The sequence below is a fragment of the Spirosoma jeollabukense genome, from assembly GCF_054777855.1.
Genome location: NZ_BAAHAD010000001.1, coordinates 574,112 through 591,062, shown reverse-complemented (window position 1 = coordinate 591,062; position 16,951 = coordinate 574,112). Strand labels below are relative to the sequence as shown.

Genomic DNA, 16,951 nt, shown 5'->3' with positions numbered 1-16,951 from the left:
ATGCTAACCACTACAAAACCACGGGTGATTTTCGGAAAAATCATGCGAACGGCGTTTTATCAGGTCTTCATCCTGGCCTGGTGTTCCAGCCTGGTGCTGGCCTTTGATGGAAAGGGGCAGGAGTTGCTAAACCGCCCTGTTTCGGTCACGATTGAAAATGAGCCGGTTGAACAGGCCATCAAAAAGATTGGCAAGCTGGCCTCCGTAAAGTTCATTTATAGCCCGCAGGTGATTCGCTCGAATCGGAAAGTGAACCTGTCCGTGCAGAGCCAGCCGCTGTCGGAGGTGCTGAATACGTTGCTGACTCCGCTTCAGGTAACTTATGAAGTTGTTGGTTCTCAGATTATTCTGCGTAGCGCCAGTACCAGCCAACGTTCGACTACGGTGCCAATGAAAGAAGCACCGGTTGCGCCGACTGATCAGACCGTGAGTGGGACGGTTTCCGACGAAAAAGATGCACCACTGCCGGGCGTCACCATCGCCGTGAAAGGGACCACGCGTGGCACCACGACCGATGCCAACGGAAAATACTCGCTCACCGTACCCGACCGGGCCGTGCTGGTTTACTCCTTTGTCGGGTACGAACGGCAGGAAGTGGTTTTGGGCAATCAAACTACACTAAACATTCAGTTGAAAGCCGAATCGCGGGGGTTGGATGAAGTCGTTGTAGTTGGGTATGGTACGCAGAAACGCGCTACGTTAACGGGCTCTGTAGCCACTATTGATTCGAAAATTTTTCAGGATAGAGGGGTTGTCGATAACCCCTTGTCGGCGTTGCAAGGGCAGATTCCGGGTGTGGTTGTTACCCGTACGTCATCGGCTCCCGGACGGGCCAACTGGAACTTTCAGGTTCGGGGTGCCTCATCGAGCAACGGAGCCGAACCACTGATTATCGTGGATGGTGTACCATTGGTGAATCAAAGCGCCCTGAATTCCATCAATCCGAACGACATTGACAATATTTCGGTCCTGAAAGATGCCTCGGCGGCTATTTACGGTGCCCGGGCGGCTGGTGGGGTTGTGCTGGTTACGACCAAGCGGGCGAAATCGGGCAAAGTACAGATTCAGTACGATGGGTCCGTTTCTCAGAAAGTACTGGGCCTCCAACCGCATCTGATTAATGTGCAGCAGTTTGGCCAGGGCCTGATCGACGGCACCACGAACGATTTTTACGGCGTTCCGCCCACTTCGTTTCTCTGGTATCGGCTGGGGCAACTGCAGGTCAATCCTCCGGCATCGGGTTTTATCGACTTCACTACGTATAATGGCCAGCCTGTTAGCCCGGCTTCTCATCCCCTGAATCCAGGCTTTGGCGACGTGAAAGACATGACCTTTTTCAACACGAACTGGGTGGATGTCTTGTGGGGTAAAGCCACATCGACGCAACACAATCTGAGTGTATCGGGTCGTAGTGAAAAATCGGGCTACAGGATATCGCTGGGTTATTTGCGTGATGGCAGTATGCTGCAATGGGGTCAAAACTCCAACAGTCGCTACAATATCCGGCTGACGCACGATTACCAGTTTACGAGCAAACTGAAGCTGGAGTCGAATATTTCGCTGGAGAAAAACGACATCGTTCAACCGACTATGCTGAGCAGTGTGCTGGGTCAGTATCAGCAACCTGGTTTCCCTATTGAGACCTTGAACGGCAAACCCTACGCCTGGGGAACACAATACAGCCCGAACTGGCAGGCCGAACTCGGCGGTGAAAATAAAGAATACAATAACCGGGTTTTTACCAATTTCAAGCTGACCTATGAACTGGCGAAAAACCTGCGGCTGGTGGGTACGGCGGGCTACAACTGGACCTCGACTGACATCAAAGAGCAGCAGAAATCGGTTCCCTGGTACAACTATCTGGGCACTATTCAGGCAGCCAGTAACCCTACGCAGGCCCTTACGTATTACTCCCGCAGGTTGAACAAAGATGCATATGCCAACCTGAACGCCTATCTGGAGTATTTTAAAACCGTCAATAATACGCACGATATTGGCGTTACGGTCGGCACGAACTACGAGCGCGATGAAGCCAACTGGTATCTGGCCCGGACGAACTACATCGCCAATGACAACGTACCCTCCTTGAACCTGGGTATCGGTGATAACACCACCAAGACCGTAAACGAAAACCAGAATCACTACGCTATCGGGTCTTATTTTGGTCGCTTCAACTACGCGTTCAAGCAAAAATATCTGGTCGAAGTAAATGCTCGATATGATGGTTCGTCGAAGTTTAGCGCGGCCAATCGCTGGAAACCCTTTTATGGTGTATCGGCTGGCTGGCGCGTCTCGCAGGAAGAGTTCATGAAAGGACTCACCTGGCTGGATGAACTGAAAATAAGGGGATCGTATGGCACAGTTGGTAACCAGAACGGCATCGGCCTGTATGACTACATTCAGCTTTTGAACGTAAGTGCTACGTCTGGTCCAAGCAGCAGCGGTTACCCAATTATCGGTACGGCTCCGGTCGTTTATGTGGGTCCAACGCCCAGTTTAGTGAGTTTGAACCGTACCTGGGAGAAGATCGAAACGACCAACGTTGGCGTCGATTATTCGGTGCTGCAACGGCGCCTGTCGGGTAGCTTCGATTACTTCGTGAAGCACAACCGGAATATGCTGCTGAATCAAACGTACCCCGCAGTCATTGGGGCTACAGCGCCCGCCGGTAACATCGGTCACCTGAAAGCCTGGGGCTGGGAAACATCGATTCAGTGGAGAGACAAGATCGGTAGCGTAAACTACCGCATCGGTGGCTCGCTGACCGACAATCAGAACAAGTTGCTGAGCTACGGCGGAGCCAATTTGATTAATCCTGGCATCAATGCGAACGTGGAAGGCTACGCCCTGAACTCCTATTTCGGGCTGGAATATGACGGACGTATCCAAACGGCTGAGCAACTGGCCGCTTACCGCCCGCTGGCGGCTGGTAATAACATCAGCATGCCTGTAACGACGGCCACGGTACCGGGTGTTCGATTGGGCGACAACATGTTTAAAGACCTGAACGGCGATGGCAAACTAACGACGCCGGGCGATCTGAAATACCTGGGCCGGGACGATCCACGCTATAGCTTCGCACTGAATCTGGGTGCCGATTGGAAAGGGTTCGACTTTTCGGCTGTGTTTCAGGGGGTTGGACAACGTACCATTTTCCGCGATGGGAACTGGCGTGTGCCGTTTGGCTCCATCTTCCAGGGACAAACCGATTTCTGGGTTGGCAAAACTTGGACACCAACAAACACCGATGCCTATTACCCGAATTTGTCGGCTGGCCAGAACGCAACAACCTACAATACATACAATTACCAGGCATCAGATTGGTCGGTACAAAACGGCGCATACGTCCGGTTGAAGAACCTGGTGATTGGCTACACGCTTCCGGTGGCCCTCACGCAACGGGTGAAAATCGACCGGTTTCGTATCTACTATTCGGGCAGCGACCTGTGGGAAATTAGCAAAATCAAAGATGGCTGGGACCCCGAAGCACCAAGAACGGCGGGTCGTACGGCTGATCCAAACCGGAATACCGCCGTTGATCGCTATCCCTTCTACCGTCTGCATACGGTCGGCGTAAACGTCACTTTTTAATCAGAACCTTAACTACCCCCACCCCTGAAGGACGGTCGGCCGCTGCCGGGCTTCACTCACTCTCAAGCCAAGCCCGGCAGCGGCCGACCGTCCTTTAGGGGGTGGGGTATTCTTAAGCTTGTTAATAATAGCAAAGACATGAAACCATTTCGATTATCCTATACGCTCTTGTTAGTGGGCGCGCTCTCCCTGACACAGACCAGTTGCAATAAAGTACTGGAACTGGACCCCCTGGATCAGCTTTCGGATGCTGCCTACTGGACATCGCCAAACGATTTTTTGCTGGCTGCCAACGGGTTCTATCCGTACATGCGCACGTTTGCGGACGTAGTGTATGACGTTGTTCCTAATGCCACGACTCAGAATTACCATTCGGATTACAAGTCGGATATCGTAGCCTCGCAGAACATTTTCAGCCGTGGCCTGAATACCGTACCCACGACGGATAATCCCTATAGCAACGGCTACACCCGTATTCGGAATATTAACTACCTGCTGAGCAAGGCGCCAGCCTATCCGACACCGGCCGAGATCAGCAAATACGTGGCGGAAGCGAAGTTTTTTCGAGCGTACATTTATTTTGATCTGCTCCAGATTTACGGCGGTGTTCCCATTATCAGCAAGTTGCTGGCACCCAATTCGCCCGAGCTACAGGCACCCCGCAATACCCGCGATGAAGTGGTCGATTTTATTCTCAAAGATCTCAACGAAGCCATTGCCGATCTGCCGAATAAAACGGGTCAGACGGCGGCCGAACTGGGACGTATCAACAAAGAAGTGGCGCAGTCGTTTCTGGGGCGGGTCGCGTTGTATGAAGGAACGTGGCAGAAATTTCGGTCGGGCGCGCGGGCCAATGCGCTGCTGGACGTAGCGATCAGTGCGAGCGGTGCCGTGATCACGGGTGGCCAGTACAGCCTGTTTGCTCCGGCGGCCCTGGGTGATTCGGCGCAGAAATACATGTTCATCCTGGAAAACCAGAAGTCGAATCCAGCCAGTATTCAGAAGTCGGCCAACAACGAATACATCCTGGCAAACCGCTACGACCAAACAGTACGGATGATCAACAACAACGTTACCCGGTCGGCGGGCGTGGGGCTGACGAAAGGTTTTGTGAACATGTACCTGAGTAAAGATGGCCTGCCAATCGAGAAGTCACCCCTTTTTAAAGGGTATGCTACCATGACGTCTGAGTTCGAGAATCGTGATAACCGAATGCGGTACAACATGCGTATTGCAGGTGGCTATTACTGGTCGTCAAACGCCAACTGGCGGATCGACTGGACGAATGGTCCGGCTGATCGGGCCAATGCCGATGGATCGCCTTTTAAGCCGTATGCCAATGGTTTGTCGGGCTATTCCAGTCAGAAATTTATTGGGGAACGGCAGGTGCCTGACAATCAGGAAGGATTCGACTATCCAGTAATCCGGTACGCTGAAGTGCTATTGAACTACGCTGAGGCCGTTTATGAACGTAACGGAACCATCAGCGACGCCGATCTGGATAAATCCCTGAATCTGGTCCGTAATCGGGTGAATAAGACCATGCCGAAACTAAGTAATCAGTTCGTCACGGCGAATGGCCTCAACATGCAAACCGAAATTCGGCGGGAACGTACTATCGAGTTATATATGGAAGGTTTTCGGCTCGATGATCTGAAGCGCTGGAAAACAGCCGTCGACGTATTGACCAAACCGTTAGTAGGCATCAAGTGGACGGGCACTGAATTTCAGACGCTCTGGCCGTCGCAAGCCGCTACGGCGAAGGATGCCGAAGGAAACCTCATTGTGGACGGCAGCCGGTCGTTCAGCGAGAAAAATTACCTGTTGCCAATTCCTTCCCAGCAGATTCAGTTGAACCCCCAACTGACCCAGAATCCGGGCTGGTAATACGTCAATTCGATACTGCGTTTTACCCCCAACCCCCTAAAGGGGGCTTAGGTCGAGAATAATCAAGCAGAGCCCCCTTTAGGGGGTTGGGGGTAAAACGCAAAAGCTACATCAAAACAGTGTAGTTCATCTTTCCAGGTGACGCAGGCAGGGCTTTTAGAATAAATAACCTAAAAACTCTGCTCGCTCAAACCTTTACCGCCAGGCGCCTGACCTACGGCGACGGGGTTTGCCATATTCAATTGACCTGAAAATCATCTTTCTCCTATTCCTTTTTCCTAAAAACTCGCGTATGAATTTCGTCACCATTACGTCCGATCTTGTCAATTCAAGGCCTTCCAGAAAGCCATACCTTTTGATCCGAATTATCACGGTTCTGGCATTCGTCTTTGTCGTTTCGCAGGCATCTTTTGCGCAGTCATTTGTGCATCCGGGCCTGCTGCATAAACAGGCCGATCTGGATCGGATGAAAGCTAAAATCGATGCCAACGCGCAACCCTGGAAAGCGAGCTGGGACATTTTGGTAGCCAACTCGCATTCGTCGCTGACCCGGGCGTTCACCAACCCTGTGCCCGCTACAATTTACCGGGGTTTTGATGGGACAAATGCCGAGAACTACGCGTCTCTTTTCCGGGATGCGGCATCGGCCTATGCCACGGCCCTGCGGTGGAAGATAACGGGCGACAATGCCTACGCCGAGAAGTCGATCGCGATTATGAACGCCTGGTCGGCGTCGTTAACAACCATTAGCGGTACGTCGGATAAGTTTCTGCTGGCGGGTATTCAGGGGTATCAACTGGCGAATGCGGCCGAAATTATGCGTACCTACAGCGGCTGGGCTCCGGCTGATCTGGCCCGTTACCAGAACTGGATGCTGACCGTCTTTTATTCGATGAACCACGACTTTCTGGTCAATCACAACGGGGCCTGCATCAGCAATTACTGGGCAAACTGGGATTTGTGCAACATGGCGTCCATGCTCAGCATCGGCGTCCTCTGCGACCGACGGGACATCTACAACGAAGCCGTTGAGTACTTTAAAAACGGGGCCGGTATGGGTTCGATCAAGAACGTAGTGCCGTATGTGTATGGTGATTTGGGTCAATGGCAGGAAAGCGGGCGCGATCAGGGACATACGGTACTGGGCGTCGCGCTGGCCGGTACGTTCTGTGAAATGGCCTGGAATCAGGGAGATGATTTGTATGGATACGACGACAACCGGCTGCTGAAAGGCTTTGAATACATCGCCAAATACAACCTGGGGTATGAGGTGCCCTACACCACTTACAGCAATTGCATTGGGGTTGTTCAGCCAATCGTGTCGGAAGATGGGCGGGGGAATATCCGCCCGGTTTGGGAACTGGTGTATAATCACTACGTCAACCGGAAAGGATTACCGGCCCCTTATGTAACTCGCTTTGCGCAGATCGTGCGGCCCGAGGGTGGGGGCGGGAATTATGGCCCCAACAGCGGAGGTTACGACCAATTGGGCTACGGAACGCTGGCGTTTTCGCTGGATGAACCAGTCAAGCCGAACAACCAGACCATTACGTTTCCCGCCATCACCAATAAGGAGTTTGGGGCTGCCGATTTCAATCCGGGTGCTACAGCCAGCTCGGGGTTGCCGGTCGTTTATTCCAGCTCGAATCCGGTCGTCGCGTCGGTGAATGCCGATGGAACGATTCACGTATCGAAGCCGGGAACCACGACCATCATTGCCCAGCAGATGGGGGATTCCCAGTACAATCTGGCACCGGTTGTTTACCAGGCACTGACCGTAAACCAAATCCCCGGTGTGACGGACGGTACCTGGACCAACACCGCAGGCATCACAACCGCTACGTTGTCATCAACCGCGGGCAGTGCCGATCTCACCTGGCCGGGGCAGACCTTCGTAGTGGGCGATCTCGTGCGTTTGACGGGAACGGTTCCGGGTGGTTTTATCGCCAATACGGCTTATACCGTAGTGGCTGTCAATGGCAACAAGATTCAGTTATCCCAACGACCGGGTGGAACCGCTGTTGTGGCTACGTCTGCCATCGCCAATGGAACCGGTTTGCGTTTCCTGAAATGGTCGACGGCAACCAACTGGAGTGGGTCGATTATTCCGGGTGGTGTTCAATCAAATGCTACGTTCGGGCCAACGAGTTTTGGTACTATTGGGGGCGTGACGCTGGACGGCAATATCACCGTCGGCACACTGACCTATGCCGCCAATGGAACGGGGGAGTTGCATTTGGCCAGCGGCCTGAACGGCGGCACCTTAACCTTCCAGACGCTATCGGGAACACCGTTACTGAATATGATCAACAGCGGTGCCCGCAAGCTTTTTATGGGAAATGCCAACAACAATTCGAGGGTGCCGTTGAAAATTGCCGGCACGCAGGGATTAAAAATTATGACGCCCATCTACGGCAGTAGTGGCTCCTATGCCGGTCTGCGCATTCAGGCTGCGATGGACTGGAGTGACTTGGTGGGTGGCATCAATCTGGCACAAGGCACCATTGAATTGCACAACACCACCAATAGCACATCCGATGCCAACGACGTATTGTTGCCACCTCGACGTTTTACGATGGGCACCGATGCCACCGCCGTTCTGGTGTTCAACGGGGCGAATTTGTACACGAGTAAACAAACTATTGGCGCACTGGATGGAACGGATGCGGCTTATATTATTTCACGAAGTACGTTAACGAATGGCATATCCACGCTGGTAATTGGCGCCGATAATCAGGATGGTACGTTCGAAGGAACCATTGGATTGGGACCTACGGCCGATGCCGTCGACAAAGGCCGGGTAAACCTCGAAAAAATAGGGACGGGTACCCAAACCGTCACCGGAGCCATCAAGAACGGGACGACAACTATTGGAGGAACACCGTTCTACTCGACCGTAACGGTAACGAATGGGAAATTGATTCTGAACGGCGCAAATGAATACCAGGGCACTACGACCGTAACGAGTGGCTCGCTTGTGGTAAATGGTTCGCTGGCTAGCCCCATTGTGGTTAATGGTGGTTTGCTGGCAGGCACAGGCACCAGCACCGCTTCGATAACCGTCGGAACAGGGGCAGGCGCTGGGGCCGCCATTGCACCCGGTAATTCAGTGGGTACGTTCACGACGTCAGGAGGACTCTTATTAAATGCTGACGCTACGTATCAACTGGAATTTAACAGCAATCAGGCATCGTTCGATAAGCTCGTTGCCAATGGGGTCACGATCAATAACGCTGTGCTGGCGATCACGGATGCAGGAACGGGCGGTACGTTGCCGACGGGGACCAGTTATGTTATTGTCGATAACACGAGTAGCTCGCCCATAACCGGCACGTTCAACGGATTAGCCGAGGGAAGTTTGCTCACTATAGGCGTAAACCGATTTCAAATCACCTATGTAGGCGGAACTGGAAATGATGTGGCACTTCGTGTGGCGAACGTCCTTATGCCTGACCTGGTCCCCCTCATGAATATGCTGCCCTCCACTTTATACGGAACTACGCCGATTACTGTCGTGGTCGATGTCGTAGAGCTTAATTCAGTGACCACCAGCGGCCCAATTATGATCCGGCTCACGAAAGACCCGCTGGTCAGCCTGTTTCTCAACGCTGAACTCACTACGTTGATCGGCCGAAATGTGCAGAATAGTGCCTGGACACTGGATAATTCGGATCCGAATGTCTACATCCTGACAACCAGTTCAGCGATCCCAGCAGGCAGCAAACTTTCTGTCGGCTTAACGGGACAAATAACGCCGGGTAATACGAAAGGTGTGCTGTCGATTAGTGTCGCGGTGCAGGGTGATAATATAGGCGAAGTGATAAACATCAATAATGCCGACGCCGAACAGATCAATTATTTCCAGCACTAGGTACTGCATGTTACCCCCACCCCCTGAAGGATAGTCGGCCGCTGCCGACCGTCCTTCAGGGGGGTATAAGTAAAGGAACAGCATTCAGGGAAAACTAATCAGGGCTGGCGGGTATGGCGGCCGTACTAATGACTACTTACAGGCAGTGAGCAGCTCGTATCGTTTCTGCTGGCTGTAAGCCTTCTGCTTTTGAATGATACCGTTTGATTACGAATACATGTGGCTCAATAAATTCTTCTTAGGGTGCTTGTGGATGTGTCTGGGATTTGTTTGTCCATCTCAGGCGCAGGTCTGGCAATGGTCAACCGCTGTTCAATCGGTTATTTCACCCGAAACCAACGATCATCCGCAGGCTTTTCTGTGGATCCCCGATGATTGTACGTACGTAAGGGGCGTCGTTGTTGGGCAGCACAACATGTTGGAAGAAGGCATTCTGGAGCATGCCAATTTTCGCAAGAAACTAGCGCAACTGGGATTTGCCGAAGTCTGGGTGACACCGGCAATCAACGTGCCATTCGATTGGACGGCATCCCGCTTGACGAAAGGAGCCGGGGTTGAATTTAACGACATGATGACCCGGCTGGCGGAAGTTTCCGGCTACGACGAATTGAAAATTGTTCCCGTCGTACCCATCGGTCATTCGGCTTTAGCCAGCTATCCCTGGAATTTTGCAGCCTGGAATCCCGGACGTACCCTCGCAGCCATTTCCATTCACGGCGATGCCCCACTTACCAGACTTACCGGCAGCGGACGCCCTAATCCTGACTGGGGGAGTCGCACCATCGAAGGCGTTCCCGGTTTGATGGTCATGGGCGAATATGAGTGGTGGGAAGATCGGCTCGCTCCGGCGTTTGCCTACGTAGCGAAACACCCTGAAACACCGTTTAGCTTACTCGCTGATGCCGGACGCGGCCATTTCGACTATTCCGATGAGTTGGTCGACTTTCTGGCGTTGTACATCGAAAAAGCGGCTACGTATCGGTTGCCCGACAAGTCAGGCTCCCAAGACAGCGTCGTTTTAAAGCCCATCAATCCTAAAAATGGCTGGTTGATGGACCGCTGGCGAAAAGACAGTTTACCGACCGCCAGTCCGGCGCCATATATTTCCTACAAAGGCAGCAAAGACGTGGCCGTCTGGTGTTTCGATAAAGAAATGGCCGACGCTGCCGAAGCGATTTATCAGAAAGCGCGGGGCAAAAAACAGCAATACCTCGGCTTTCAGCAGGCCGGTAAACTCCTGAACCCAACCAAAACGCACGCCAATTATCAGCTACAGTTTTTGCCCGAAGCCGATGGTATTACTTTCCACCTGAAAAGCGTGTTCACCGATAGCTCGCGTGTGCAGCTTACTGCGAATCATGCCAGCACGGGAATTTCAGTGGATAAGATTTGCGGTCCCGTCAAAAAGCTCAACGACACTACGTTCCAGCTAAGCTTTTACCGAATGGGATTCAGTAATCCGAAACGGTCTAACGACATCTGGCTCCTGGCGTCTACCAAGGGCGATCAGGCCTACAAAAGCATGGTGCAACAGGCCGACTTGCGGTTTCCCCTGACGAACAAAGAAGGCAAGCCACAGACAATTAGCTTTCCACCTATATCAGATCAAACGATCGGGACAAACTCGCTGCCGCTCAACGCTACGTCGGACGCGCAACTGCCTGTGCAGTATTACGTGAAGGAGGGATCTGCCTTCGTTCAGGGGGATGAACTGGTCTTGACAAAAATCCCACCACGTAGTAAACTGCCCATGAAAGTTACCGTAGTCGCCTGGCAATATGGCACAAGTGTCGGTGCTAAAGTGCAATCGGCCATGCCGGTTGAGCATACGTTTTTTATAACGGGTAAGAGCCAGTGATGAGAATCCGCATAATCAGGTGCGGTTTCACCCCCAACCCCCTGAAGGGGGCTTTCGTTGAGAATAGTCAAGCTAAGCCCCCTTCAGGGGGTTGGGGGTGAAACCGCCCCAAGATAATTTGCTTAACCTTAATCAATTGACCCAATATCTGTGAAATACCTTCTCAAACCCCACCTGTTCTTTTCAATCTGTCTCCTGCTATTCGCGCTTTGTCTAACCGTAACTGTACAAGCGCAAACGGCCAAGGCACATCCGTACCTTTTTTATACACCACAACGTACCGAGCGGCTGAAAGAACGAATCAAAACAGATACGCTGCTGGCCAATCGCTGGAATGCCCTACGGCAACGCTGTGATACATGGGTTGGTGAGCCCAAAGGAGGCAATATGGAGCAACTGGCGCTGGCTTACACCATGACCAATGACAAACGCTACGCCGAACGGGCCAAAGTGTTGCTGTCGGACCTGGTGGGCAGGCAAGCCTGGGATGGCATGGACGATCGGACGCCCCGATGGAACGCCGGACTCGGTACCAGCCACAACAACTGGGCCGCTTCCGTCACCTACGACGCCATCTACACAGCCTTATCCAAAGCAGAGCGGAAAGACATCGCCGATAAGATCGTGAAGCTGGGCATCGAGCCGTCCATCGCCGACTGGGTGTCGAAAGACAAACGTATCCAGTCGCTGAACAACATGGGCCACAACTGGTGGGCGGCTGTGGTCTTTGAAGCGGGCATTGCCTCGCTCGCGGTCATGAGCGACGTGCCGGAAGCCAGAAAATGGGCGGGCGCTATCATGCAGGATAGCAAACAATGGTTTGCCTTTGCGGGGAGTATTCTGGAAAATAAGCCGTCCAACTTTGATCCCTCGGGTGGTTTTTACGAGAGTGTCAGCTATGCAAATTATGGCGTATCGGAATACCTGTTGTTCCGGCTGGCGTACACAAATGCGACGGGCGCGATAAAAATGCCCTACGATGAGCTGCTGCAGAAAACCGTCGACTGGTTTATCAATGTTTCGTATCCCCGCACGGAAAGACCCTTGCTGTCGCTGAATTTTGGCGATAGCAATGACTTTGCCAATGGCGACCGGCCCGCCAAGTTGCTGATGGCCTTAGGGTTGGGCAAAGACGACTATTACTGGTATTTGAAACAGACAGCTCAGCACAAATTTGGCGAAGATCTGAATGTGGCTACGCCGATGGGGTTGCTCTATCAGCCTGAAAATAAACCTGCTCCAGCGGCTCCTGCCTTGCCAACTTCGTCACTTTATTCGTCAATGGGCTGGGGCATGCTACGGTCATCATGGAAACCGGATGCTACGTTGCTGGGCGTAAAATGCGGCTTTACCTGGAACCATGCCCATGCCGATGCGGGCTCGTTTGTGCTGTATCACAACGGCGAAAATTTGTTGATTGATGGCGGAGATGTAGGTTACGGCAACCCGGAATATAGCCGGTATTTCGTTACCAGTCGGGCGCATAACGTACTGATGTTCAATGGTGAAGCTCAGGATTCACGCGACCAGTATGGCGCGGTGAAAAATCCAGGCCATTTATACAACATGCTGGATGGGGGCTATGTGAAGTATCTGCTGGCCGATGCTACAGGCCCAACTGCTAAAAATTTCCTGCGCAATTACCGCAATTTCCTGTGGATCGGGAATGTGATTCTGGTGATCGATGATGTCAGAACCTACGAGATAGGTACGTTTGATTACCTCCTCCATTTTGCCGATAACGCAGTAAAACGAGGGCCCGATTTTGACATAACGAAAGACAGCGCGGCCATCCTTTTTCGGCCTTTGTATCCCGAAACGTTGCCCTTGGGATACCCGCACGATTTCCCCGAAAAACTGAAGTACCGCACTGAGTTTGGGCTGAAAGACCGGACGACCAATGTGCAGATTCCGTACTACGTTCTATCGCCCCCGGAAAAAAGCGACCGTACCAAATTCGTGAATGCCATCCTCCTGCTGGATGAAACCAATAAGTCAGTCAACACTTTTACGGGTTCGTCGGGTGCCAGTGGCGGTACCGGACGTAGCAATCTGCCGGTAATCGAAAAGTTTGAAGGGACTAATTACATCGGCGTCCGTATTACCCAAAATGGTCAGGTAACCGAGGTGTATATCAACCTGTTGGCCGATGGTCGGCTTATGCACCGCAACGCAAATGCCACGATAAACCGTGCGACGGACCGTAGTTGGGAGACTGATGCCTATATCTCGGCAGTTACGTTTCCCGAAGGGGCCGACCCGAAAGATCCGTCCCAGCTATCCGCTTTCTTTATCAGCAATGGCAGTTACCTCCGCAAGAACGGCAAGCCTTTGTTCAGTTCCCTGTCCAAAGTGTTTATGTATGCTGCGAAGGAGCCGGGGAATCAGGTAAACGTGCAACTGCAGGGCCAACCGCTGATACAGGTGGCTTTAGGAGTCGATAAAGTCAGCAAACTGACCGTCAACAACAAAGCCGTAACCCCCCAATATGACACCGATAAAATGTTGCTGATTGATATTGATGGTACCAAGTAATTCTACTTATCATAAGAATCTGCGTTTCCTATTTTAAATCCATGATACGTTTTAGTCTGCTGATTTTTGGCTTTTTATTACCCCAGCTTTCCTTCTGCCAAACGGCCCCGTCCGAAACCCGGCTGCAATCGCCGGATGGCACATTGGACGTCGTGTTTTCGCAGAAAGAAGTTAGCCCTGGAAAACGCCGGATGACGTATCGGGTCGATTTTCAGAAAAAGCCCGTTATTCTCGAATCGGGGCTGGATATTCAGATCGACAACCATATTTTCGAGCAGGCGATGGCTCAGAAAGTATCGAGTCCGGTGGGATCGGCGGGGGCGGGCTGGTGTGCTAATCTGTCGATCAGAAACATCGTCAGGACACAACGTGACACGGTCTGGAAACCCGTCTATGGCGAACGAAGTCAGATTCGGGATCACTACAACCAGATCGAAATTCAGCTTCAGAAAGACGATAATCCCAATTACAAACTGAGCGTTTTTATCCGGGCCTACAACGAAGGAGTGGCTATTCGCTACTTTTTTCCCGAGCATCCGCAGGGCTTGTATCATCGCGTGATGGCGGAAAATACGGAGTTTACCCTGCCCGCCGATACTAAAGCCTGGTTCACGGGTTGGGCGCAGGGAGCCTATTCACTACGTCCCCTGCAAGCTTGGCCCGATATGGCTGAGCGACCCTTGACGCTTCAATTGCCCAATGGACCTTATATCAGTCTGGCGGAAGCGGCCCTGACCGATTACGCCCTGACGAAGTACAAACTAGCCCCTGATAAGCAGAATACCATCGTTACGTCCATGTACGAAAGCGTTGATCTGATGTCGGATGTGGGTACGCCCTGGCGCGTCATTATGATAGCCGAGCGGCCCGGCCAACTCCTCGAAAACAACGACCTGCTGCTGAACCTGAACCCGCCTACTACGTTGGTCGATACCGACTGGATCAAGCCGGGAAAAGTGATGCGCGAGGTAACGCTCACCGACGAGGGAGCCAACGCCTGTATTGATTTTGCCGCTGCCCATCACCTGCAATACATTCTTTTCGATTGGAAATGGTACGGTCCGGCCTTTAGTTTTAATTCGGATGCAACCAAGGTAGTTGCTAAAATGGATCTTCAGAAAATCATCGAATATGGTAAGTCTAAAGCGGTAGGGGTGATTCTGTATGTCAATCTGCAGGCGCTCTACAAACAGATGGACGAGCTATTTCCTCTGTATAAGAAATGGGGTGTCAAAGGGGTGAAGTTTGGCTTTGTTCAGGTTGGGTCGCACCGCTGGATGACCTGGCTCACGGAAGCCAAACGCAAGGCAATGGAGAACGGGCTGATGGTGAACATCCACGACGAATACCGGCCAACGGGCACCAGTCGCACCTATCCGAACGTGATGACGCAGGAAGGGATTCGAGGCAACGAGGAGTTTCCGGATGCGACTCACGACACCGTGCTGCCATTTACGCGCTACCTCGCCGGAGCCGGCGATTACACTGTTTGCTACTACGACAAGCGCCTGAAAAACACGCACGCCCATCAATTGGCGATGAACGTAATTTCATACAGCCCGCTGCAATCGGTGTTCTGGTACGACAAACCCGCGCTGTATGGTGGTGAGCCCGAAATTGAGTTCTTCGAGAAAGTGCCGACCGTCTGGGATGAAACGAAAGTGATTCACGACGCCATCGGTGAGTATGTGACCATCGCCCGACGTAGTGGTGATGACTGGTTTGTCGGGACCATCAGCAACAACGACGGCCGCACGCTGAAACTCCCGCTGGATTTTTTGCCGAAGGGAAAAAGCTATACCGCTCACATTTATTCCGATGATGCGACTGTGCCAACCAAAACGCAGGTTCGGATAACCACCCAAAAGGTTAAAGCCGGTCAATCGCTGGCTATGAAACTGCTGCCGAGAGGTGGGCAGGCGGTGTGGATTTCGCTGGATAAATGATTCTTGACCCGCGAGTGAGACTGCGTAATACGCCTTGAGTCAGGTTTAATTCGCGGTTTATTAACTTCCCTTTTTATGTACAAGCACCTTTTGCTGCTCCTGGTATCGCTTCAGACGTTGGCGCAGAAACCAACTGTCAACACGAGCCAACAACTGGATTACTGTGTGGCTCAGTTGAAGAAAGCGCTGCCCGAACAGACCGACTTTACCAGGGAACCCCGTCGGATTCTGGCCGGGCAGAAAAACTGGAATACGGTGTCCGTGACCGACTGGACGAGCGGATTCTGGCCCGGAACCCTCTGGTACGCCTACGAGTATGCACAGGACCCAATGCTCAAAACTAAAGCCGAAAGCTTTACCGAATCGCTGGCAACGGTGCTGGATAAGCCTGTCGTTGACCACGATCTGGGCTTTCAGTTCTTTTGCAGCTACGGCAATGGATATCGGTTGACCAGAAATCCTGCCTACCGGAAAATCCTGCTCCAGGCCGCCGATTCGCTCGCTACGTTGTTCAACCCGAAAGTCGGTACAATTCTGTCGTGGCCCCGGCCCGTGCCCAACATGGAATGGCCGCAGCACAACACTATCATGGACAACATGATCAACCTCGAGCTGCTGTTCTGGGCGTCGAAAAATGGAGGAAGCAAAAAACTGTACGACATGGCCGTGAGTCATGCGACAACGACTATGAAAAACCATTTCCGGCCCGACTGGACGTCTTACCACGTAGTGGTTTATGACAAACAGACCGGCCGGAAAATCAAAGGCGTGACCCATCAGGGCTATGCGGACAACTCCATGTGGGGGCGTGGGCAAGCCTGGGCTATTTACGGCTTCACGATGTCGTACCGCGAATCGGGGCGAAAAGAATTTCTGGAAACCGCCCAGAAAACCGCTGACGTATTTATTAAAAATCTCCCCGCCGACCACGTTCCCTATTGGGATTTCAACGCGCCGGATATCCCAGATGCACCACGGGATGCGTCGGCTGCGGCTGTCGTTTCGTCGGCGCTACTCGAACTCTCAACATTGACCAAGGATAAAACCTTGCAGGCGAAATACCGGACCGAAGCTGAAGCGATGCTGGCGTCGCTCTCGTCCGACACGTACCAGAGCCATGACGTAAACAATGCGTTTTTGCTGCACTCGACCGGCCACAAACCCAACAATTCCGAGATCGACGTATCGATCAACTACGCTGATTACTACTACATTGAAGCGCTATTGCGATTGAAAAAACTGCAGGAAGCGGAGAAATAACCG

At 52.4% G+C, this 16,951-nt stretch carries 7 protein-coding genes; all 7 read left to right on the top strand.

Features of this window, described 5'->3' with window-relative positions:
• The 7 genes from ACYVEA_RS02355 to ACYVEA_RS02325 all read left to right on the top strand — a co-directional run bounded on the left by ACYVEA_RS02355 (position 1) and on the right by ACYVEA_RS02325 (position 16,948).
• A complete protein-coding gene (locus ACYVEA_RS02355; protein ID WP_461111708.1) occupies positions 1-3,591 on the top strand; it encodes a TonB-dependent receptor in 3,591 nt (1,196 codons plus the stop codon).
• A 138-nt stretch (positions 3,592-3,729) separates the two neighbouring features.
• The gene (locus tag ACYVEA_RS02350) at positions 3,730-5,478 is read left to right on the top strand and encodes a RagB/SusD family nutrient uptake outer membrane protein (RefSeq protein ID WP_461111707.1); all 1,749 of its coding nucleotides are present in this window, start codon (positions 3,730-3,732) and stop codon (positions 5,476-5,478) included.
• Between the two features lie 292 nt (positions 5,479-5,770).
• Positions 5,771-9,349 (top strand): alginate lyase family protein, encoded by a 3,579-nt coding sequence (locus ACYVEA_RS02345; protein WP_461111706.1) that lies wholly within the window; start codon positions 5,771-5,773, stop codon positions 9,347-9,349.
• Positions 9,350-9,542: 193 nt separating this feature from the next.
• Positions 9,543-11,207, top strand: a complete 1,665-nt coding sequence (locus tag ACYVEA_RS02340; RefSeq protein WP_461111705.1) for a hypothetical protein — start codon at positions 9,543-9,545, stop codon at positions 11,205-11,207.
• A gap of 150 nt (positions 11,208-11,357) precedes the next feature.
• Positions 11,358-13,742: a heparinase II/III domain-containing protein gene (locus ACYVEA_RS02335; protein ID WP_461111704.1), complete on the top strand. Its 2,385-nt coding sequence runs from the start codon at positions 11,358-11,360 to the stop codon at positions 13,740-13,742.
• A gap of 41 nt (positions 13,743-13,783) precedes the next feature.
• Positions 13,784-15,688 carry a glycoside hydrolase family 97 protein gene (locus ACYVEA_RS02330; protein WP_461111703.1) on the top strand — a complete coding sequence of 635 codons (1,905 nt, stop codon included), beginning with the start codon at positions 13,784-13,786 and terminating at the stop codon, positions 15,686-15,688.
• 75 nt (positions 15,689-15,763) lie between these two features.
• A complete protein-coding gene (locus ACYVEA_RS02325) occupies positions 15,764-16,948 on the top strand; it encodes a glycoside hydrolase family 88 protein (protein WP_461111702.1) in 1,185 nt (394 codons plus the stop codon).
• Positions 16,949-16,951 lie beyond the last annotated feature (3 nt).

Bases quoted from the DNA above. Each gene is read 5' to 3' on its own strand.
- ACYVEA_RS02345 (WP_461111706.1), top strand. From the start codon at position 5,771: ATGAATTTCGTCACCATTACGTCCGATCTTGTCAATTCAAGGCCTTCC.
- ACYVEA_RS02340 (WP_461111705.1), top strand. From the start codon at position 9,543: ATGATACCGTTTGATTACGAATACATGTGGCTCAATAAATTCTTCTTA.
- ACYVEA_RS02355 (WP_461111708.1), top strand. From the start codon at position 1: ATGCTAACCACTACAAAACCACGGGTGATTTTCGGAAAAATCATGCGA.
- ACYVEA_RS02325 (WP_461111702.1), top strand. From the start codon at position 15,764: ATGTACAAGCACCTTTTGCTGCTCCTGGTATCGCTTCAGACGTTGGCG.
- ACYVEA_RS02350 (WP_461111707.1), top strand. From the start codon at position 3,730: ATGAAACCATTTCGATTATCCTATACGCTCTTGTTAGTGGGCGCGCTC.
- ACYVEA_RS02330 (WP_461111703.1), top strand. From the start codon at position 13,784: ATGATACGTTTTAGTCTGCTGATTTTTGGCTTTTTATTACCCCAGCTT.